This is a genomic window from Marinobacter sp. SS13-12, from assembly GCF_030227115.1.
Lineage (GTDB): Bacteria > Pseudomonadota > Gammaproteobacteria > Pseudomonadales > Oleiphilaceae > Marinobacter.
Genome location: NZ_JASSUA010000001.1, coordinates 1,389,394 through 1,410,191 on the forward strand (window position 1 = coordinate 1,389,394; position 20,798 = coordinate 1,410,191).

Annotated in this window: 20 protein-coding genes and 1 tRNA gene; 7 read left to right on the forward strand and 14 right to left on the reverse strand. The window is 58.0% G+C overall.

Going from position 1 to position 20,798, the window contains the following annotated elements:
- Positions 1 to 5 precede the first annotated feature (5 nt).
- The 5 genes from hsdR to QPL94_RS06360 all read right to left on the reverse strand — a co-directional run bounded on the left by hsdR (position 6) and on the right by QPL94_RS06360 (position 6,447).
- A complete protein-coding gene (gene hsdR / locus QPL94_RS06340) occupies positions 6 to 2,438 on the reverse strand; it encodes an EcoAI/FtnUII family type I restriction enzme subunit R (protein WP_285356268.1) in 2,433 nt (810 codons plus the stop codon).
- Positions 2,439 to 2,699: 261 nt separating this feature from the next.
- A tRNA-Phe gene (locus QPL94_RS06345) sits at positions 2,700 to 2,775 on the reverse strand.
- 108 nt (positions 2,776 to 2,883) lie between these two features.
- Complete coding sequence (locus QPL94_RS06350; protein ID WP_135803150.1) at positions 2,884 to 3,156, reverse strand: oxidative damage protection protein; 273 nt, start codon at positions 3,154 to 3,156, stop codon at positions 2,884 to 2,886.
- A 52-nt stretch (positions 3,157 to 3,208) separates the two neighbouring features.
- A complete protein-coding gene (mutY, locus tag QPL94_RS06355) occupies positions 3,209 to 4,273 on the reverse strand; it encodes an A/G-specific adenine glycosylase (protein ID WP_285356273.1) in 1,065 nt (354 codons plus the stop codon).
- Entirely contained in the window at positions 4,270 to 6,447 is a 2,178-nt protein-coding gene (locus QPL94_RS06360; protein WP_285356274.1) for an AsmA family protein, read from the reverse strand. Before QPL94_RS06360 ends, mutY begins: the two co-directional genes overlap by 4 nt.
- A 196-nt stretch (positions 6,448 to 6,643) precedes the next feature.
- On the opposite strand from QPL94_RS06360, the gene QPL94_RS06365 reads away from it, so the two are divergent.
- The 5 genes from QPL94_RS06365 to hisF all read left to right on the forward strand — a co-directional run bounded on the left by QPL94_RS06365 (position 6,644) and on the right by hisF (position 10,017).
- Positions 6,644 to 7,105, forward strand: a complete 462-nt coding sequence (locus QPL94_RS06365) for an SRPBCC family protein (RefSeq protein WP_285356275.1) — start codon at positions 6,644 to 6,646, stop codon at positions 7,103 to 7,105.
- A 113-nt stretch (positions 7,106 to 7,218) separates the two neighbouring features.
- Complete coding sequence (gene hisB, locus QPL94_RS06370) at positions 7,219 to 7,812, forward strand: imidazoleglycerol-phosphate dehydratase HisB (protein WP_285356276.1); 594 nt, start codon at positions 7,219 to 7,221, stop codon at positions 7,810 to 7,812.
- A gap of 51 nt (positions 7,813 to 7,863) precedes the next feature.
- The gene (gene hisH, locus QPL94_RS06375) at positions 7,864 to 8,505 is read left to right on the forward strand and encodes an imidazole glycerol phosphate synthase subunit HisH (RefSeq protein ID WP_285356278.1); all 642 of its coding nucleotides are present in this window, start codon (positions 7,864 to 7,866) and stop codon (positions 8,503 to 8,505) included.
- On the forward strand, positions 8,499 to 9,236 hold the full coding sequence (gene hisA, locus QPL94_RS06380; RefSeq protein WP_285356280.1) for a 1-(5-phosphoribosyl)-5-[(5-phosphoribosylamino)methylideneamino]imidazole-4-carboxamide isomerase: 738 nt from the start codon (positions 8,499 to 8,501) through the stop codon (positions 9,234 to 9,236). The genes hisH and hisA overlap by 7 nt, the downstream gene beginning before the upstream one ends.
- A 7-nt stretch (positions 9,237 to 9,243) precedes the next feature.
- The gene (hisF, locus tag QPL94_RS06385; RefSeq protein ID WP_285356281.1) at positions 9,244 to 10,017 is read left to right on the forward strand and encodes an imidazole glycerol phosphate synthase subunit HisF; all 774 of its coding nucleotides are present in this window, start codon (positions 9,244 to 9,246) and stop codon (positions 10,015 to 10,017) included.
- A gap of 122 nt (positions 10,018 to 10,139) precedes the next feature.
- Here the strand turns inward: hisF and QPL94_RS06390 are convergent, their stop codons facing one another.
- From QPL94_RS06390 to gpmM, 4 genes are all read right to left on the reverse strand, one after another.
- Positions 10,140 to 10,967, reverse strand: coding sequence for a divergent polysaccharide deacetylase family protein (locus QPL94_RS06390; protein ID WP_285356282.1), 828 nt, complete (start codon positions 10,965 to 10,967; stop codon positions 10,140 to 10,142).
- Positions 10,964 to 12,355 carry a S41 family peptidase gene (locus QPL94_RS06395; RefSeq protein WP_285356283.1) on the reverse strand — a complete coding sequence of 464 codons (1,392 nt, stop codon included), beginning with the start codon at positions 12,353 to 12,355 and terminating at the stop codon, positions 10,964 to 10,966. The genes QPL94_RS06390 and QPL94_RS06395 overlap by 4 nt, the downstream gene beginning before the upstream one ends.
- 105 nt (positions 12,356 to 12,460) lie before the next feature.
- Positions 12,461 to 13,594: a murein hydrolase activator EnvC family protein gene (locus QPL94_RS06400; RefSeq protein ID WP_285357859.1), complete on the reverse strand. Its 1,134-nt coding sequence runs from the start codon at positions 13,592 to 13,594 to the stop codon at positions 12,461 to 12,463.
- Positions 13,594 to 15,141, reverse strand: a complete 1,548-nt coding sequence (gene gpmM, locus QPL94_RS06405; protein ID WP_285356284.1) for a 2,3-bisphosphoglycerate-independent phosphoglycerate mutase — start codon at positions 15,139 to 15,141, stop codon at positions 13,594 to 13,596. Before gpmM ends, QPL94_RS06400 begins: the two co-directional genes overlap by 1 nt.
- A 146-nt stretch (positions 15,142 to 15,287) precedes the next feature.
- Here gpmM and QPL94_RS06410 point away from each other — a divergent pair, with 146 nt between their 5' ends.
- Positions 15,288 to 15,704, forward strand: a complete 417-nt coding sequence (locus tag QPL94_RS06410) for a rhodanese-like domain-containing protein (protein WP_285356285.1) — start codon at positions 15,288 to 15,290, stop codon at positions 15,702 to 15,704.
- A 142-nt stretch (positions 15,705 to 15,846) separates the two neighbouring features.
- On the forward strand, positions 15,847 to 16,347 hold the full coding sequence (gene secB / locus QPL94_RS06415; protein ID WP_285356287.1) for a protein-export chaperone SecB: 501 nt from the start codon (positions 15,847 to 15,849) through the stop codon (positions 16,345 to 16,347).
- Between the two features lie 54 nt (positions 16,348 to 16,401).
- On the opposite strand, the gene QPL94_RS06420 is transcribed toward secB, so the two are convergent.
- The 5 genes from QPL94_RS06420 to QPL94_RS06440 form a co-directional block, all read right to left on the reverse strand.
- Positions 16,402 to 17,163: a substrate-binding periplasmic protein gene (locus QPL94_RS06420; protein WP_285356288.1), complete on the reverse strand. Its 762-nt coding sequence runs from the start codon at positions 17,161 to 17,163 to the stop codon at positions 16,402 to 16,404.
- The gene (trmL, locus tag QPL94_RS06425) at positions 17,141 to 17,605 is read right to left on the reverse strand and encodes a tRNA (uridine(34)/cytosine(34)/5-carboxymethylaminomethyluridine(34)-2'-O)-methyltransferase TrmL (protein ID WP_285356289.1); all 465 of its coding nucleotides are present in this window, start codon (positions 17,603 to 17,605) and stop codon (positions 17,141 to 17,143) included. Before trmL ends, QPL94_RS06420 begins: the two co-directional genes overlap by 23 nt.
- Before the next feature lie 7 nt (positions 17,606 to 17,612).
- On the reverse strand, positions 17,613 to 18,791 hold the full coding sequence (locus QPL94_RS06430; protein ID WP_285356290.1) for an acetyl-CoA C-acetyltransferase: 1,179 nt from the start codon (positions 18,789 to 18,791) through the stop codon (positions 17,613 to 17,615).
- A gap of 90 nt (positions 18,792 to 18,881) precedes the next feature.
- Entirely contained in the window at positions 18,882 to 19,628 is a 747-nt protein-coding gene (locus tag QPL94_RS06435) for a pteridine reductase (RefSeq protein WP_285356291.1), read from the reverse strand.
- Positions 19,629 to 19,660: 32 nt separating this feature from the next.
- Positions 19,661 to 20,758 carry a tRNA nucleotidyltransferase/poly(A) polymerase-related protein gene (locus QPL94_RS06440; RefSeq protein WP_285356292.1) on the reverse strand — a complete coding sequence of 366 codons (1,098 nt, stop codon included), beginning with the start codon at positions 20,756 to 20,758 and terminating at the stop codon, positions 19,661 to 19,663.
- Between the last annotated feature and the right edge of the window lie 40 nt (positions 20,759 to 20,798).

The following is a 20,798-nucleotide window of genomic DNA, read 5'->3' on the forward strand; positions in this document are numbered from 1 at the left end:
TCGGATTATGAGGTTTGCCGGTACAGCTCGTCTTCCAGGTCTTTCACGGCTTCGGTGTAGCCGGGCTTGCCGCCAAAGGCCTGTAGCAGCTCCATGGGCGCACCGAGCTGGCTGAAGGGGGCGATGGTGAGCACCTTCATGTCTTCGATGGGTTCGATTCCGTCATCGGTGTACTTGTCCAGGAGGGCATCCAGAACCTGTTTGCTGGCCCCCTCGTATTTGCTGAAGTAATCCTTCTTGCGCACCTGTTCGGCCCGTTCCTTGCGGCTCATGGGCGGCTGGTCGTAAACGATGTGGCAGATGACATCGAAGGGGTCGGGCTCGGCACCCAGCTTTTTGCTCACGTCCTTGATGAGGTCATCCCAGATGACGCCTTGCTCGGCCAATTCTTCGATGATGGTCTGCTTACGTTCCGTTTCGTTCCAGCGCTTGAGAAACTCGGTGAGCGTGGCGTACTGTTCTTTCACTTTCTTGCGGGTGAAGTCCTTCAGGCTCTCGGTGATAAGCTTGCCGTCCGGCCCCAGGTACTGGACACGTTCAGCAATAACGTTCACTTCGACATCACCCACCACGTAACGAGTTCTGCCTCCACCTGTTCCGCCGCCCTCACCAGGGCCGCTGGTATCACCGCCCGTCGGGTCGTCGGTTTCCCACCCAGAACCGGGCTCCACTTCATAGCCTTCTGGTTCCTCACCACATTCGTGCTCCGGATCTGAGGTAGGCGTTGCCTGTTCGTCATCAGGGTTAACCGGGTCTCCAGCTCCAGGCACATAGACCTTCACCGGGTCGCCATCGAAGGCCGGGTCTGCAAATAGCTCGGTGGCTTTCTTGAAGTCCAGGATGGTAAACCAGTGCTTGTTGTAGTCATCGTTGATACGGGTGCCACGGCCGATAATCTGCTTGAACTCGGTCATGGACTGAATGCGCTGGTCCAGCACGATGAGCTTGCAGGTTTGTGCGTCCACGCCAGTGGTCATCAGTTTGCTGGTGGTAGCAATTACCGGGTAACGCTCTTCCGGGTTGATGAAGTTGTCGAGCTCGGCCTTACCCTCCTGCTCATCGCCGGTAATGCGCATCACGTACTTGCGGTTCTCTTTCACCCGCTTCGGGTTCAGGTTCACCAAGGCCTGGCGCATGCGTTCGGCGTGGTCGATGTCTTCGCAGAACACGATGGCTTTCTGGTACGGATCGGTCTGCTCCAGAAACTCGGTGACTTTCTGTGCCACCACTTCGGTGCGCTTCTCAAGAACCAGAGTGCGGTCGAAATCCCTCTGGTTGTATATGCGGTCATCTATCAGCTCGCCGTGCTTGTCGGTCTGGCCCTTGTTCGGACGCCAGCCTTGCAGGTCGCGGTCCAGGTCGATGCGGACCACTTTATATGGGGCGAGGAAGCCGTCTTCGATCCCTTGCTTCAAGGAGTAGGTGTAAACCGGCTCGCCGAAGTAGTCGATGTTGGAGACTTCTTTGGTTTCCTTTGGTGTGGCCGTGAGTCCGATGTGAGTCGCAGCAGAGAAATATTCCAGAATCTGGCGCCAGGCGGAATCCACGGAGGCGCTGCCCCGGTGGCACTCGTCAATAACCACCAAGTCAAAAAAGTCGGGCGAGAACTGTTTGTAGATGTTCTGCTCTTCCTCGCTGCCGGTGACGGCCTGGTACAGGGACAGGTAAATCTCATAAGAAGGATCCACCGTTCGGTTCGTCACCTTGGTCATGGCCTGGCCGAAGGGCTTGAAGTCGTTGTTCTTGGTCTGGTCCACAAGAATGTTGCGGTCGGCCAGGAACAGGATTCGCTTCTTCTGCTTAGACTTCCAGAGCCGCCAGATTATCTGAAAAGCGGTAAAGGTTTTACCTGTGCCAGTGGCCATTACCAACAGGATTCGGTTCTGGCCCCGTGCCACTGCTTCCACGGCGCGGTTGATGGCGACCGTTTGGTAGTAGCGAGGTGTTCGACCACTGCCGTCGTCGTAGTAAGGCTGTTCGACGGTTTGCCGGCCAGCCTGGGTGATGCCTTTGAATTCGCAGTACAGCTCCCAGAGCGTGTCAGGGGAGGGGAATTCGTCCAGGCTCAGGGTGGATTCGGTTTTGCCGAAAAGGCCGGTACGGTCGTGGAACAGGAAGCCATCGCCATTGCTACTGAAGACGAACGGTGCATCGAGGGCATCGCTGTAGGCCAGTGCCTGTTGCATACCGTCACCAAGGCTGTGACTGTTGTCCTTGGCCTCAATGATGGCGATGGGCATGTTCTTCTTGTAGCTCAGAACGTAATCCGCCCGGCGGCGCTTGCCTCGGGTGTGCAGGCGACCACGAACGATGATACGACCAGCGGTGAACGATACTTCCTCCCGCACCTGACTGTGCATGTTCCAGCCGGCTTTCTCCAAAGCCGGGTTGATGAACTTGCTGCAGATGTCCCGCTCTGTGAGCTTTTTCTTGTCCATGCGCCCGCCGCCGTTACTTCTTGTTTGCAACTATCTGAGTTGGAATAGTTTTGTCGTTTCAGGGTAGCTTAAATTGTCAGGTTTCAGAAGGACTGGTCAGTTATCAGGGTTTGCGGGAGATTTTGAGGGATGCTCGCGTATTTGGCGGCTGTGGAAGAGCAATGTTTTTGAGGGCTGGCAGCAGGTCAGCCCCATGAACGTTCCATAGGCTGGACCAGAAACAACAAAGCCCGCACAAGGCGGGCTAAGTCATGGAATACTTGGTGCCCGGAGGCGGAATCGAACCACCGACACGGGGATTTTCAATCCCCTGCTCTACCAACTGAGCTATCCGGGCGCGTTGCGGTGCTGCTGTGCAACGGGGCGCTATTAAACCGGTTTAGGTTGTCTGAGTCAAGGCCGTTCCTGGAAAATTTTTACAGGCGCTTCCACAGGTTGGGTGCGCCTACTGCTCTGGTGGCACGTATCCTTCGGCCTTGTCGAAGGGCTCGTTGTTGAAGAAGCGTTCCATCTGCGCCTGCAGGTACTTGCGGGTATTGGGGTCCATCAGGCTCAGGTGCTTTTCGTTGATCAGCATGGTCTGCTGGGCCTGCCATTCTTCCCAGGCTTTCTTGCTGACGTTCTCGTAGAGGTCTTCGCCTTTCTTGCCGGGCATGGGCGGGAAGTCCAGCCCTTCAAGTTCTTCCTGGTATTTACGACAGAATACGGTGCGGCTCATGTCTGCTCCTGTTTGGAGGTCGTGTTGCTCAATCTGCAGGGATGATAACAGATCAGAGCAGGACGGTTTGTTCCGGTGAGGTCAGCAGGGTGCGGATGGGTGCCGGCAGGCCCAGGGTCAGGGCCTGGGCCCGGTGAATCCATTGATGGTTCTCTGCGTCGTTGACTTGCGCGGAACTGTGCACGGTCAGCCGCGCTGGCTGGATGTGCAGGTGGTAGTGGCTGAAGGTGTGGCGGAAACCGCTGGTAAGTTCCGGTTCGCTGCAGTTGAAGCCGAAGGCCTGTTCGCAGGCATCTGGCAGCTCTTCGGGGCTGTAGGCCGGGTCCAGTTCCGGCAGGCTCCAGAGGCCGCCCCAGATGCCGCTGGGTGGCCTGCGTTCCAGCAGGATGCGCCCCTGGTGATCTTCCAGTATCACCATCCAGGTGGTTTTCTCTGGCTTGGCCTTTTTGGGTTTGGAACCGGGGTAGAGGCTGGTTTCGCCCCTGGCATAGGCTTCGCACCCGGCCTGCAGCGGGCAGCTTTCGCAAGCCGGTCGGCTGCGGCTGCACACCATGGCACCCAGGTCCATGATGGCCTGGGTGTAGTCACGGATGCGCTCTTCGGGCGTGTGTTGTTCGGCGCGCTCCCACAACTGGTTCAGTACGCCGGTTTTGCCGGGCCAGCCGGCAATGGCGTGGTAGCGGGCCAGAACCCGCTTTACGTTGCCGTCCAGAATGGCGGCCCGCTGTTGGTGTGCCTGGGCCAGGATGGCTGCAGCGGTCGAGCGGCCGATACCGGGCAGGGCCTGCAGGTGTTCGAGGTTTTTGGGGAAGTGTCCGTCGTGTTTCTCCACCACTTGCCGGGCAGCCTTTTGCAGGTTGCGGGCGCGGGCGTAGTAACCGAGTCCGGACCAATGGCTGAGCACATCATCTACCGGAGCCGTGGCCAGCGCTTTCACATCCGGAAAGCGCCGCATGAAGGCTTCGAAGTAGGGGATAACGGTAGTGACCTGGGTTTGCTGCAGCATGATTTCCGAAACCCACACGCGGTATGGGTTCCGGTCATGATGCCAGGGCAGGTCGTGCCTGCCGTTTTCGTCGTACCAGGCCAACAGTTTGCGGGCAAAACGGTCGCTCATTGGCCGAACAGACCTTTGAGCTTGTCTTTGACCTGTTCGCCTTCTTCGCCCAGTTTTTCCTGCAGCTTCTCGGATACCTTCTCTTCTGCTTTGGACTTCGCCTTGTCCACTTCTTCGCGGGCTTTTACTTTTGCGGCATTTGCGGCGATGGTCTTCAGCGTGTCGCGGAAGCGGGAGCCGTCGAAGGAGCACAGGCCGGCCGGGTCTTTGGCATAGTCACCGCGGCACTCAACAGGAATGACAACGTCTTCCACGTACTCGGTTACCCGGCAGGCTTCATCCCGGTGGATTTCACCGACGATACGAAGGCCAATTTCGTAGTCCAGGTTGGAGGCGGCCAGATCCACTGTACCGTCGCCTTCCAGCCTCATGCCGGCGAGGGCAGCAACCAGGTCAGTGTTGGTAAGGGTGTTACCATCAATCTTGAGGGTGCCCTTCATGTCGTTGAACGGGGTGCTGGTGCCCCAATCCGAGCTGCCCAGCTGTTCCTGATTGACCAGGGCAATGCCCTGGCAGGCCATGCGGGTAAGGTTCATCCGGGTGAACTCGCCTTCAGCCAGGTTGAAGTTTATCTCGCCGTTGGCATTGCTGCGCAGATCGGAAATACGGTTGCCGGAGGTTTTAACGTTGACGGCCATGTTGGCACCGCCCGAGAGGATATCCAGATCGGCGAGGTCTGCCAGCAGGGGCAGTGTCTGAACGTCTTTGATGTCCTTGTTGATGGTCCATTGCGGGTTGTCAGTGCGGGCATCCAGGGTGACATTAGCGTCAAACGAGCCGTAGTAAAGCTGGCCGCTGAAATCTTCCACCTTCAGCACACCGTTACGTGCGGAGATGACCGATTTGATTTCGTTGATGGTAAGGTTGCTGACAATCAGCTCACCCAGCCCGAGATTAATGTCCAGTACCAGTGACCGCAGGGTTTCCAGTGGCAGCAGGTCGCCTTCTTCTGCGGAGCCGCCCCCTTGTGGCGCTTCCTCAGTGGCAGCTTCTTCATCACTGGCGGGTGGGAGGTAGCGGTCGGCATTAATGGCATCACCCTGCAGATTCAGGCCAACGGCGCTGTCGGCAAGGGCATAGCTGGCGTCACCCCGGAAGGTGGTGTCGTCCAGGCTGATGGTCAGGTCGCTCATTTCCACCGTGCCGGCAGGACCGCCAATGTTGGTAGAGAAGGCCAGGGCCTTCATCACTTCAGGGTCTTCCGTTTCGATGGCGGGCTGGCCCAGGGCTGCCAGCAGGGCTTTCAGGGAGAACTCGTCAATGCTGAGGCTGCCTTCGAGCTTCGGCTTGTCACCAAAACCGTTCACAGAAAGGTCGGTGTTCAGCTTCAGGTCTGCGAGGCTGGCGGTAAAGCCGCTGAGGGTTGCGGTTTCGTTCTCCAGGTTGGCTTCCAGGGAGCCGGCAAGCTCGGCACGAACGGTCTCTCCGCCAAGCGGTTCCCCGCTCATGTCAAAGACCGCCTCGAGGCCGGATACGCCAAACTCATTCAGCGCTTCGTTGGCTGCAAGACGGGCGCTGATGTCGCCGTTGACTTCAAACTGGGGCTGGTTGGTGGCAAACCGGAACGCCACGTTCAGCGGGAAGCTGGAGCCCAGGGTGATTTCGCTGGCATTAAGGGTGAAGTCTTCCAGGGTGAAAGCCTGGCCGGTACCCTTGTCCTCGTAGTGAACGCGGGCATTGCTGATTTCCACGCTTTCCACATTGAAGTTCAACGGCTCGCTGTCACCGGCGGGTTCGTCGGCAGTTTCCTCCGCGATGGGCTCTTCCTGCTCCGATTTGGCTTCGCCTTCCGGCATGATCCGTGTCCAGTTGCCGTTGCCGTTCTCGTCCACAGACAGGTTGGCGTCCAGGCCGCTCAGCAGAAAGGTGTCCACCCTGGGCGACATGGTTACCAGCGACCAGAAGCTCAGCTTGGCGACCAGTTGATCCAGGCGAACCAGCCGTTCGTCTTCCAGTTTTGCCTCGACATCGTTCAATTCCAGGCCCAGCGGGATAAACGACCAGCCAATATCGCCAGCCAGAATCAGGTCGAGATTGGTACTGTCCTCGACCGCTTTCTCAATCTGCGGCTTGTAAGTGTTGGGGTCAATGACGGCAACGGCAACAGCCACGGCGGCAATGGCAAGGATGATCAGGCCGACAATGGCGAGAGCCACATAACGAACAGCTTTCATGATTCTGGCGTCCTTCCTTTAATTCATGTCCGGTTATTGGGCAGATTATCAGCCCAAGCATAACCCAGGGGTAACAAAATAAAAGCCTGGATGTATGACAATACGTTAGTGATCAGCCAAAATAGGCATCTTATTTCCTAACGACTTTTTAACAGCAACGTAATGCGCGTCTTACAACGATAAAAAGGAGCAAGCAGTGGCTATAACTGTCTCTATCGAGCTGAACCGTGAGTTGGATCTGCCTGCCGGATATGACAAGGTTTTTGAACTTCTGGCAGATGTACCGGAGTCAGCCAGCCATTTCCCCAAGGTGCATAAGCTAGTGGATCTGGGTGACAATGCCTATCGCTGGGAAATGGAAAAAGTAGGGGTGGACAAGCATGCCATCCAGTCGGTTTACGCCTGCAAGTATTACCCGGACAAGGACAACGGCAAGATCACCTGGGAGCCGGTGAAAGGTGAGGGCAATGGCGTGGTAAAAGGCTCCTGGACCCTCAAGGCAAAAGACGACAACACCACCTCGGTGAAATTCCAGACCAGCGCCGAGCTGACCGTGCCACTGCCGAGCCTGCTGAAACTGGCGATCAGCCCGGTGATCAAGCACGAGTTCAACAGCCTGGTGGACACCTACATGAACAACCTGAAAAAAGCCTTCTGATGCCTGCGGCTATCATCGCCATTGAGGCCGTTACGGGACGCGGGAAGCGATAAAAGGTATAATGCACGCAGACAATTTTCCGGCATTTGCCGATTGATGACTTTGGAGTCTCCATGGCCGAACGCAAGGCTCGGGTAGAACGAAATACCCTGGAAACACAGATCACCGTTGAAATCGATCTCGATGGTACCGGCAAGTCCAGTTTTGACACCGGCGTGCCTTTCCTTGAGCACATGATGGACCAGATCGCCCGCCACGGTCTGGTGGACCTGAACATCGTCTCCAAGGGTGACCTGCACATTGACGATCACCACACCGTGGAAGACATCGGCATCACTCTGGGCCAGGCCTTCAAGCAGGCAGTGGGGAACAAGGAAGGCATTCGCCGTTATGGCCACGCCTACGTACCCCTGGACGAAGCACTGTCCCGAGTGGTGATTGACCTTTCCGGCCGCCCCGGCCTGCTGATGGATGTGCCATACACCCGTGGCTCTGTCGGGGGCTTTGATGTGGACCTGTTTGCGGAGTTCTTCCAGGGCTTTGTGAACCACTCCATGGTGACCCTGCACATCGACAATCTGAAGGGCAAGAACACCCACCACCAGATTGAGACTGTGTTCAAGGCCTTCGGTCGCGCCCTGCGCATGGCGATTGAAATGGACGAGCGTATGGCGGGTATCACTCCGTCCACCAAGGGATCGCTGTAAGCGGTCCCCGGGCTCAAATAAAGAACCTCGATTCGGGAAGTCTCTCTTCACATGAAAACCGTTGCCATTATCGACTACGGCATGGGTAACCTTCATTCCGTCAGCAAAGCGGTTGAGCACGTAGCGCCGGATACCCGCGTACTGGTCACCGACAATGCCGACCAGATCCGCAGCGCGGATCGGGTAATTCTGCCGGGCGTGGGTGCCATCCGCGACTGCATGGCGGAGATCCGCCGCCTGGGCATTGATGACCTGGTGCGGGAGGTCTCCGCCGACCGTCCCCTGCTTGGTATCTGTGTTGGCATGCAGGCACTGATGTCCCGCAGCGAAGAAAACGGCTGGGTGGATTGTATTGACCTGTTCCAGTCGGAAGTCCGCTTCTTCGGAGATAACCTCACCGAAAATGGCGAGCGCCTGAAAGTGCCCCACATGGGCTGGAACGAAGTCCACCAGACCATGGACCACCCGCTCTGGCACGACATCCCCGACGGCGACCGCTTCTACTTTGTGCACAGCTACTACGCCGAAGCAGCCGGTAATCCGGATATCGCCGGCCGCACCCATTACGGCGTCGACCTGGCGGCGGCGGTGGCAAGAGACAACATCTTTGCAGTGCAGTTCCACCCGGAAAAAAGCGCAAGGGCGGGACTGCAATTACTGAAAAACTTTACGAACTGGACTGGAACATGCTGATTATCCCGGCCATAGACCTCAAAGACGGCAAGTGCGTAAGACTGCGCCAGGGCCGCATGGACGACTCCACCGTGTTCGGTGACGACCCCGTCGACATGGCAACCCGCTGGGTCGATGCAGGCGCCCGCCGCCTGCACCTGGTGGACCTGAACGGCGCCTTCGCCGGCGAACCCGTCAATGGCGAAATCGTCCAGGCCATTGCCCGCAAGTATCCGGATCTACCGATCCAGATTGGTGGCGGCATCCGCTCTGCCGAAACCATTGAGGCCTATCTCAAGGCCGGCGTACAGTGGGTAATCATCGGCACCAAGGCCGTCAAGGAGCCGGAGTTCGTCACTGAAATGTGCAAGAAGTTTCCGGGCCATATCATCGTTGGCCTTGACGCCAAAGACGGCCGCGTTGCCACCGATGGCTGGGCGGAAGTCTCCGAAGTCATGGCTACCGACCTGGCCAAACGCTTCGCCAACGACGGCGTGGATGCGATTGTTTACACTGATATCAGCCGTGACGGCATGATGCAGGGTGTGAACGTGGAAGCCACTGCTGCGCTGGCGGAAGAAGGCGGCATCCCCGTTATCGCCTCCGGCGGCGTGACCAATATGGACGACCTCAAGCGCCTGGCAACCGTGGCAGACAAGGGCATTCTCGGTGCCATCACGGGTCGCGCCATCTACGAAGGCACCCTGGATGTAGCCGAAGCCCAGGCTTTTTGTGACAGCCTGAAGGGGTAATACGATCATGGCTCTGGCAAAACGCATCATTCCCTGTCTCGACGTCGACAAAGGCCGCGTTGTAAAAGGCGTGAACTTTGTCGATATCCGCGACGCCGGTGACCCGGTGGAAGTGGCCCGCAAGTATAACGAGCAGGGCGCGGACGAAATTACCTTCCTGGACATCACCGCCAGCCACGAAAGCCGCGACACCACCTATGAAACCGTGGAGCGCATGGCTGCCGAAGTGTTCATTCCGCTGACCGTTGGTGGCGGTGTGCGCACCGTGGAAGATATCCGCAAGCTCCTGAACGCCGGGGCGGACAAGGTGTCGATCAACACCGCTGCAGTATTCAACCCGGAATTTGTCCGCGAAGCCGCCGACCGCTTCGGCAGCCAGTGCATTGTGGTGGCGATTGATGCCAAGCGTGTCAGTGGCGAAGGCGAAGAGCCGCGTTGGGAGATCTTTACCCACGGTGGCCGCAAGCCTACAGGCCTTGATGCCGTGGAGTGGGCCCGCAAGATGACGGCCATGGGTGCCGGTGAGCTGCTGCTGACCAGTATGGACCGGGACGGCACCAAGGTTGGCTTTGATCTGGGGCTGACGCGGGCCATCAGTGACGCGGTGTCGGTGCCGGTGATTGCGTCAGGTGGTGTTGGCGAGCTGCAGCACCTTGCGGACGGAGTGACCGAGGGGCGTGCGGATGCGGTGTTGGCGGCGTCCATCTTTCACTTCGGGCAGCATACGATTCCGGAGGCCAAGGCGTTTATGAAGGCGCAGGGGATTGAGGTTCGGGATTGAGATTTGGGTGATTGGTTGAGGGCTTTGTCGGATTACGCCTTCGGCTAATCCGACCTACTGGGGAGTCGAGTCTTTCGTAGGTCGGATTAGGCAAAGCCGTAATCCGACACCACCGGACCAGTTTACTCCTGCTTCGCCAACGCCGGCCGAATCGCCCGCTTTTCTCCTTCCGCGAACATCTGCCGATTACCGTTCCTCATGGCCCACACGCCGCTAACGGTGGCGATGGCTATGCCTTCCTCGTCCAGTTCCGGCAAGCGCTTTTCCAGGTAATCCACGGTAACTTTGTGGGGATGGCCGATGCCGACGGCGCTGCCATTCTCTTTTGCTCGCTTGATCAGCAACCGGAACTGTTTGTCCACGTACTCTTCGGTCTGCTCATGGTCGAGAAAGACATCGCGGGTGAGGGTCGGGATGCGGTAGGCGGCGGCGACTTCGCCGGCGATGGAGGAGGCGATGGTGCGGCTGTCGACAAAGTAGACCGGGTAGTGATCCAGCTCCGACATTACCCAGTCCATGGCTTCCAGTTGCTGGGTGAGCAGGCTGCCCATGTGATTGTTCACTCCACGGACATGAGGAATGGACTGCAGGGCGCGGCGCAGGGTGGTTGCCATGCTGTCTTTGCCCATACCCGGGCTCAGGCCGCCGGGGCCAAGGCCGATATTGCGGGTATTGGCCATGGGAGCGTGAAGCATGATTTCTTTCTGCTTTCGATGAGCATGCTCCGCCAGTTCCGTTGTATGTCTTCGGTAGGGGAGGAAGGCCAGGGTGATGGGTTGCTCCAGCCCTATCAGCCTTCGACCCTCGGCGAGGTTGTGCCCCATGTCATCAATGATGATGGCGATGGTGGGTGGAATCTGCTGCGAACGGTCCCGCCCTTCCCCGGAACTGGCCGGTGACGCCACCGCAAGGAGGGCAATGGCGGCCATCAGCGTAGCTGGTACTTTCAATCCGCGCTTTCCTGTTCCGTGGTGTTACGCTTATTGAGAATGCTCAGGCCCTTGAGCAGGTTCAGTGCCGAGCGTAGCTGAAAGTCCCTGCTTGCCGGTGATGCCTGTCCGTCTTCTTCGGTAACGTCCTGTCCCTCATCCTGGCCTTCAAGATGGCCGCTCAGATCCGCCTCTGTGAAGAACGGCTGGCTATCCAGTTCCGTCAGCTCCGCCGGCTTCACTTCAATATCCGGCTTGATTCCCTTGGCCTGGATGGAGCGACCATCCGGAGTGTAATAACGGGCAGTTGTCATTTTGATGGCGTGGGTCTCATCCAGGGGGATAACCGTCTGCACGCTGCCCTTGCCGAACGACTGGGTACCCATGACAACCGCTCGCTCATGATCCTGCAGCGCGCCCGCAAGGATTTCCGAGGCAGACGCAGAGCCACCGTTGATAAGAACCACAATGGCAGTATCCGGCATTATGTCGCCTGGCTTGGCGTTGAAGCGCAGGCGCGAGCTCTGGATCCGTCCTTCGGTGTAAACAATCAAGCCTTCATCAAGCAGCGCGTCTGCCGCTTCAACCGCTGCTTGCAGGATGCCGCCCGGGTTGTTGCGCAGGTCGATTACCAGGCCATCCAGGTCACTGCCGTGTTCCTTTTCAAGGTTTTCAAGCGCTGTCGTGAACTGTGTGCCGGTATCAGCCTGGAACTGGGTAATCCGGACATAACCGTAGCCGTTTTCGATGATGCGGGACTTGATGCTGGTAACTTTGATGATGGCGCGTTCCACATCGATTTCGATGGGTGCGGATTCGCCTTCTCGGATGATTGTGAGTGTGAGCACGGTGCCGGGCTTGCCGCGCATCAGCTTGACAGCTTCTTCCAGAGACATGCCCTTGACCGGCTGGTCACCCAGTTTGACGATCAGGTCGCCCGCCTGCACACCGGCTTTCTGGGCAGGTGTATCGTCGATGGGGGAAATGACCTTCACGAAACCGTCTTCCATGCCGACTTCAATACCCAGACCACCAAACTCCCCGGAGGTGCTTTCTTCCAGTTGCTCGTAGTCTTTCGGGGCAAGGTACGTGGAGTGTGGGTCAAGATCGGACAGCATGCCCTTGATAGCGCTCTCCAGGAGCTTGCGATCATCCACCTCTTCCACGTAGGCATCCTTGATGCGGCCAAACACCTCTGCGAACTTGCGGAGGTCATCAAGGGGCAGTTGCTCTTCGGGGTCGGGAAGTTCTATTTGAACCTGTTCGCCGTGCTGGATGCCCTCTAGCAGGCGCCGGGTCTCTTCATCGACTTCCTGGGCGTGAATCAGGCCGGGCAGGGCGGTCAGGCAAGAGGCAAGGGCGAGTGCGCTCATGGTTGGGGCGTGGTTAAAACGTCTTACCCGTCTCATTCACATATCCTGTGTTATTCCGATGACTGGTTACTTCCCGAGTATTGCCCGACAGTATGGCGTTACCAGACTGATTTGTCAGCCTTTAGGGTATCACGAACCGGTTCAGCGGTTGCCGAGCCAGCGCCGCGGGTTGTCCGGTTTGCCGTTGTGGCGAATCTCGAAGTATACGGCGGGGTTGTCAGTGCCACCGGTGCGGCCCGCCTGGGCGATGGCCTCGCCAGCTTCCACCCAGTCCCCGGGGCTGGTGTAAAGGCTGCTGCTATGGCCGTAGAGGGTCATGTAGCCGTCGCCGTGATCCAGGATGGTCATCAGGCCAAACCCTCTGAGCCAGTTGGCAAAGACAACGCGGCCGTAGTGAACCGCTTTGACGTCGCTTGCCTCATCGGTATTGATCAGCAGGCCGTTGAAGCTCAGCTTGCCACCGGCATAGCTGTCCCCGAAACTGCTGGCAATCTTGCCGTCTGCTGGCCAGGGCAGTTTGTTTCTGAGCGATCCGAATGGGTCTGACTCGTTGGGGGTGGGAATGTTGGCTATCGCCTCTTCCACTTCTTTTAACAGTTTTTCCAGCCGATTGCGGTCCGCTTCCAGTTCCTGGCGTTCATTTCTGCGGTCACTGATGTCTGCCTTGAGGGCTGCCAGAGTCTGTTCCCGTTCGCTTTTGCTATTGTTCAGTTTCTGCTGGCGGTCGGCAACATTCTGCTCAAGCTCAGCCAGTCGCAGTCGGCCCGCCTTGACCTGCCTCTGTGTTTCTTTCAGCTGGCGAAGGTTGGCCGCGAACGCCTCCAGCCGATCGATGGTGTCGCGGCTGAGGTATTCATAGTAGGTCATGGTGCGGGCAATCTTGTCCGGGTCAATCTCGTTGAGCAGGACTTTGACGGCAGGCGCATCACCTTCCATCCAGGCGGCACGGATCTGCTTTTTCAGGCTGTCGCGCTGGCTTTCCAGTGTACGGGTCAGTTCAGCTTCTTCCTCGCCCAGCTGGTTGAGGCGCTGTTGCTGCTCCCGGGCCTGTTCGCGCAATTCCCTGCGTTCGCGGGTAAGTTGACCTATCTCCTGTTCCAGCCCCGAGAGCTGACGCTCAAGTGACGAGCGATCCTCTTCCGCATCGGCCAGCCAATCGTCGATGTCGGCGATCTCTTCCCTGAGTGCTTTGATCTGGCCAGGCGTGACCTGTTGATCTGCCAGTGCCGGTGCGACAGCTGCAAGCAGTGTCAGCACCAGCCACAGACGCGCAATCAATCGATCTCCACCAGACTGTGGCCTGACATTTCGGCCGGTTGCTCAAGGCCCATCAGGCTTAACAGGGTAGGTGCCACATCGCTCAAGCTGCCATCATCTTTGAGGGAAACCTTGCGGGGGCCAACATAGACCAGAGGTACCGGACCAATAGTATGGGCAGTATGAACCTGGCCAGAACTGGGGTCGGTCATTTGCTCACAGTTGCCATGATCAGCCGTAATCAGCGCCTCACCACCAACTTTCTCAAGCGCTTCGGCGATACGGGAGACGCACTGGTCAATACACTCAGCGGCCTTGATGGCGGCATCCAGCTTGCCGGTATGTCCAACCATGTCGCCATTGGCGTAGTTGCACACCACCAGGTCGTACTTGCCACTCTTGATGGCTTCCACCAGTTTGTCGGTCACTTCCGGTGCGCTCATCTCTGGCTGCAGGTCGTAGGTGGCGACTTTGGGTGACGGCACCAGAATGCGATCTTCACCTTCGAACGGGGTTTCCATACCGCCATTGAAGAAGAAGGTAACGTGGGCGTATTTCTCGGTCTCGGCAATTCGCAGTTGGGTCTTGCCCTGGTTGGATACATACTCGCCCAGCCCGTTGGTCAATTGCTCCGGCGGATAGGCGCAGGAGGCTTTGATGTCGGCGGCGTATTCCGTGAGCATGACAAAGTCGGCCAGCTCCGGATGTTTGCGGCGTTCAAAGCCGTCAAAGTCCTTTTCCACAAAGCAACGTGTCATTTCCCGGGCACGGTCAGCACGGAAGTTCATGAATATCACGGTATCGCCATCGTTGATGGTGCCTTCCGTGTCGCCGCTGGCCTTGATGTGAGTCGCCTTGACGAACTCGTCATTCTCGCCCCGTTCATAGGCCTGTTCCAGAGCGGTCACCGGGTCGGCTACGGTGAACTCGGCTTCTCCCAGGGTCATGGCATTGTAGGCTTGTTCAACCCGGTCCCAGCGGTTATCCCGGTCCATTGCGTAGTAACGGCCGATGATGGAGGCTACCCGGCCAACACCAAGGTTCTTCAGTTTGGTGGCGGCTTTTTCGAGAGATGCTTTGGCGCTGCGGGGCGGCATGTCGCGGCCATCAAGGAAGGCGTGGATGTAGACTTCTTTGGCGCCCCGCTCGGCAGCCATTTCAGCGGCAGCCAGAATGTGATCCTCATGGCTGTGCACGCCGCCGGGGGAAAGCAGCCCCATCAGGTGAACAGCACGACCATTGTTGATGGCCTTGTCCATGGCGGCGCATAGAGTGGGGTTTTGCGTAAAAGTACCTTCTTCCACGTCTTTGTCGATGCGTGTGAGGCTTTGATAAACTACCCGTCCTGCGCCAAGATTCATGTGGCCGACTTCGGAATTGCCCATCTGTCCCTGGGGCAGGCCAACGAACATTCCGGAGGTGTTGATCAGTGTTTTTGGTTGATTTTTCCAGAGCTTATCCCAGAATGGCGTATTGGCGTTGCTGATGGCATTATCGTCAGCCGGGTCACGGTGACCCCAGCCGTCAAGAATAATCAGTGCAGTAGGCTTACGCGTGGCAGTCATCACTTAATCCGATGGTAGTTTGGTAAATTTACTAAAACGAACATTGATTCTAAACAGTTTCGCACCCGTCGGCCACCCTGGTTATCTTCTGTCAATGGGGCAGGGTGTGTATAATCCCGCCACAAACTATTCAGCAAGGTGTTTTCATGGAAAGGGTGTTCGAATTCGCGGTTAACCATTACATACTGGTGTCTCTGTTTGTCGCTTTCCTGCTTGCCATTCTGGTGCTGGAATCCCGTCGTGGCGGTGCGAAAATATCGGCACAAAGTGCAGTAAACCTGATCAACCGCGATGAAGCTGTTGTCGTCGACATCCGTGACCGTAAGGATTTTAACGAGGGCCGGATTACCGGTGCAATCAATATTCCCCTCAATAGTATCAAAAGCCGTGCGTCGGAGCTGAAGAAGTTCAAGGATAAGCAGATTATCGTAGCCGACAAGATGGGCCAGCATTCCGCCATGGCCGTCAAGCAGTTGAACGCTGAAGGCTACGCCAATGTGGTCCGTCTGGATGGTGGTATCGCCGACTGGAAAGGCAGCAACCTGCCGCTGGTGAAGAAGTAACCGGTTACTCGGGCCTTGAACTGAAGGGTAAACTGTCGCACTGTTTCACAACAGCAGGCGGAGCCAGGCATTAAACTGTTCCGGCAGCGTTCAATATTATAACGGGCCCTGGTTGCCCCCTTAATCGAAGAAAGGACTGAAAATGGCTGAAAATGAGCAGGCCGCAGCAGGCAACGAAAACCAGGCGCAACCTCAGTTTGCGCTTCAGCGTATTTATGTGAAGGACCTGTCGTTTGAGTCTCCGAACTCGCCCACGGTTTTTCAGGAGCAGTGGAAGCCGCAGGTCAATCTGGATCTGAACACCTCCCATAACAAGGTCAGCGACAACCAGTATGAAGTGGTTCTGTCCCTGACGGTGACGGCGAAAATCGACGAAAAGGTTGCCTATATCGTCGAGATTCAGCAGGCCGGTGTGTTCCTGGTAAAAGGCATTGAAGGTCCGCAACTTGGCCAGATGCTGGGCGCCTACTGCCCCAATATCCTGTTTCCCTATGCGCGGGAAGCCATCGACGGGGTGGTCAGCAAGGGCAGCTTCCCGGCGCTGATGCTGGCACCGGTCAACTTCGATGCCATCTACGCCCAGGCGCTGAAGCGCAAGCAGGAAGAGGCGGCAGGCGAAACCAAGGAAGAGCAGACTCACTGAATCTGCTTTGCCCTGGCAAAAGAACCCCACTGGCGCAGACGCCAGTGGGGTTTTTTATTTTGGTGAGCTCGATTCGATGCCTTCCCGGATTATTCGCTGAATCTCTCCGTCGGCCTTCATGTCGCTGAGTGCTTCGGAAAGGCAGGGGATGTCATTTTCCCGGGATTCGTGGACCCAGTGATAGATGGGGGATTCCAGTAGCGGATTACCGATAACCATGTCCGGGTTATGGTGTTTGGCGGCCAGCGCGTCCCACTCCAGTGTCAGCGCAACATCAATCCGTTTACGTTTAAGCAGGCTGACCAGTTGAAAGGTATCGCTGGTGGCAACCTGCGTGGCATCTTCCGGCAACACGGCAGCAATCATCCGGTAGCCATTGAGAAACCCGATTCGTTTACCGGTCAGGTCGGAATGAGCTTTGGCGGAGTCGCCGTCAAGGAAAAGGGGAACCAGTCGTGCCACTTCGATGGGGGTATGCAGTGAAATAAGGGGGGCATTTTCCTTTACGGCCATGGGGATTCGCGCCAGTTCGCCATCTGACTGGCTTTTTTCTGCCATCATCACGGCACGGGCTGCGGGAGCGTCCAGGTAGCGAATGGTGAGGCCGCAGCTGGTATAAAGCTGCTGGATAATGTCTTTGCCAAATACAACCGATACCTCGGATGTGGTCGAGGGGGTCGTTATGACCCGGGTGCCGGCATCCGATTCACCAGCGGCGCCGTAGTTCGGGTATCCACTGAATGCGAACAGCAGCACCATTGCTGCCAAGGCCAGAACCGTCGGCCGGTAATGATTATTGAGCTCCTTCAAAATCAAGCTGTCTCCATGCTTCATAGACCACCAGAGCAACCGTATTGGACAGGTTGAGGCTGCGACTTTCCGGGCGCATCGGGACTCTCAGGCAGTGCGCTTGCGTTAGTGCCTGGCGAATGTCTGCTGGCAGCCCCCGGGTTTCAGGGCCGAACATCAGGTAATCACCGCTCTGGTAGGTCACTTCATGATATCCACGGGAGCCCTTGGTGGTCAGCCCGAACAGCCGTGAAGGCCGTTCGCTGTCCAGAAAGGTCGTGAAGTCGGGGTGAACCGTGACCGTTGCATACTCACTATAATCCAGGCCAGCGCGCCGCATCTGCTTGTCTTCCAGGGTAAACCCCAGGGGTTCAATCAGATGCAGCCGGCAGCCGGTATTGGCGCAGAGCCTGATGATATTGCCGGTATTCGGCGGTATCTCGGGCTCAAACAACACCACATTCAGCATTGCGTGATCAGCGCTCCACGGCCAGGGCAACGCCCATACCGCCGCCAATACACAGGGTCGCCAGGCCCTTCTTTGCATCCCGTCGAGCCATTTCGTGCAGCAGGCTGACCAGGATCCGGCAACCGGAAGCCCCGATCGGGTGGCCCAGCGCGATGGCGCCACCGTTCACGTTGACCTTTGCTGTGTCCCAGCCAAGATCCCGGTTAACGGAAATGGCCTGTGCCGCAAATGCCTCGTTGGCTTCGACAAGGTCCAGGTCGTCTACCGACCAGCCCGCCAGTTTCAGGCAGCGCTGGCTGGCGGGAATCGGGCCGGTGCCCATAATAGTGGGGTCAACCCCCGCATTGGCGTGGGCCCTGATGGTCGCCAGTGGCGTAAGCCCCAGCTCTCTTGCCTTGTCAGCACTGCAAACAATCACTGCGGCGGCGCCGTCGTTAAGGGAAGACGCATTTCCGGCGGTGACGGTTCCATCCTTCCTGAACGCGGGCCGTAGTTTTCCCAGGCTTTCAGCGGTAACGCCCGCACGGGGACTCTCGTCCTTGTCCACAATCAGCGGGTCGCCCTTGCGCTGGGGAATGGTGACAGGAACAATCTGGCTGTCGAAATAACCGGCATCCCTTGCGGCAGAGGCTTTTTGCTGGGAGGCCGCGGCAAACTCGTCCTGCTCTTCGCGGCTGATGCCGTATTTTTCCACGATGTTTTCCGCGGTCACACCCATGTGATAGTCATTGAAGGCGTCCCACAAGCCGTCGGAAATCATGGTGTCCACCATGTTCCAGTTACCCATACGCTGGCCATTGCGGCTGTTGGGAAGCACGTGGGGAGCCTGGCTCATGCTTTCCTGGCCACCTGCGATCATCAGCTCGGCGTCGCCACAGCGGATGGCCTGAACCGCCATATGTACAGCCTTGAGGCCGGAGCCGCACACTTTGTTGATCGTCATGGCTGGCACCGAGGCGGGAATGCCTGCATTGATGGAAGCCTGGCGTGCCGGGTTCTGGCCGCAGCCGGCTGTCAGCACCTGGCCCAGCACCACTTCGTTGACCTGGTCGGCGGCAACGCCGGACTCTTCCAGCAGGGCCTTGATAACGGCGCTGCCGAGCTGGTCGGCGCGAAGGCTGGAAAGCCCGCCGCCAAAGCTGCCGACGGCGGTACGTTTGGCAGCTACGATAACAACATCACGCATGGGTTCTCTCCGGTTCTCAGGCAGGATTAAAAAGCTGCACGCATTGTATCGGAAAGCCGGAGTGGGCCAAAGCGAGCAAGTGTAACCTGCCTACATATTAAGGCTACGGCCGCCATCCACCGCCAGAATCTGGCCGGTCACAAAAGGTGCATCACACAGGAGAAAGGCAATGGCGCCGGCGATGTCGTCCGGTGAACCTGTGCGGGCCAGGGGTGTTTTGGCCAGAATACCCTGCTGATAGTTTTCATCGATGGCAGCCTCACCTTCTGGCCAGAGGATGGCACCCGGGGAAACGCCATTCACCCGTACTTCCGGTGCCAGGTCTTTCGCCCAGGACAGGGTCAGTGATGCCAGGCCGGATTTACTGGCGCAGTACAGCGGATGGTTAGCCAGCGGGCGCTGGCTGTAGATATCGATCATGTTAACGATGGCACCCCGGCATTCTTTCAGGGCGGGCAGGCAGGCCTGACCCAGGAAAAAGGGCGCGCGCAGGTTGGTGTTCATGACGGTGTCCCAGTCGTCGGCATCGGCCTCCGGGGTAGGGTTGGGGTAGAACACCGAGGCGTTATTCACCAGGCCATCAAGTCGCCCCCAGGCAGCGACTGCTTTGTTTGCCAGATGGTCAATATCGCCAGGGTGGGCGAGATCCGCCTGGATGACGACAGCCGAGTCGGGTCTGATTTCGTTCAGTTCGTCGCGAAGCCTGTTGGCTTTTGCTTCCCGCGAGCGGTAATGGATCACCAGGTTCCAGCCGCGCTGGTGGAGGTGCCTGGCGGAGTGTGCGCCCAGGCGGTGCGCCGCTCCGGTGATAAGCACGACGGGTGTCGGTGATGCCATGGTGTGTCTCACTGTGTCGGTCGGATTTCAGGTTAGAGCTCGGAAATACGCCGCAACCGCTCGTTTCGGATTGCCCGGCCCAGGTCTTTTCCCCGGTAACCCTGCGCCATCAAGTCCTTTGCCTGAACACCTGTGGCGGCGTGCTGTGCCGATTCCAGCCAGCCCAGTTTGTTCTGCTCGGTGTCGGGCAGGGCGCAGTTCAGTGTCTGTAGCAGTTCGGCAAACCGGTCAGCACGGCGCCAGACATCGGCCTCATCCAGCGCCTCAAGCAGAGATTCTGCCCGGTAGCTGGTCATGGCGTAGATCTGTGGCAGCAGGCTGGTGGTGAGGCGGGCCAGGTCCTGGCAGTCATTCGGGGCTTTCAGTTGCGCAGCCCGGTTGCGGGCCTCAACTGGTGTCAGTGGCGACATCAGCGCAGCGAAGCGGGGGCTGGTTTCAGCTTCGCTGTTGTGTACACAACGCAGGGCAGATAGTGCGACTGAGAAGGCATCGTCCCGGTCCAGTTCCGGAACAATGGTTGCCAGCGCACCGCAATCCCGGAGTACTTCGAAGAAGGTGCCGGGTTCGTTTTCATGCAGTGCCCGCTGGATTTCCTGCCAGACCCGTTCCGGCACCAGGTGTTCAACTTCCCCGTCTTTCACCATCTGCTGCATCAGTGCCATAGTGGGTTCCGCCACGGTGAATCCCAGGGGCTGCAGCCGGGCCGCGAATCGTGCGGTGCGCAGAATTCGCAAGGGGTCTTCAGCAAAGGCTTCGGACACGTGGCGCAGGCTGCGCGCCTGGACGTCCTCACGGCCCCCGAAAGGGTCTATCAGTTCGCCTGCGGTGGACTTTGCCATGGCATTGATGGTCAGGTCCCGGCGCCTGAGGTCATCTTCCAGGGTGACGTCCGGAGCACTGTAGACGGTAAACCCGTGATAGCCATGGCCCTGTTTCCGCTCGGTTCGTGCCAGTGCGTATTCTTCCCGGGTATCCGGGTGCAGGAACACCGGAAAATCAGCGCCCACCTGTTTGAAGCCCTTTTGGAGCATCTCGTCTGGCGTCGCGCCGGTGACTACCCAGTCCCGGTCTTTTACCGGCAGGCCAAGAAGTTCGTCACGTACTGCGCCGCCAACCAGGTAGGTTTTCATGAATCGGGTATTGCTCCTTTCGGGATGCTGGTCGGGGGAT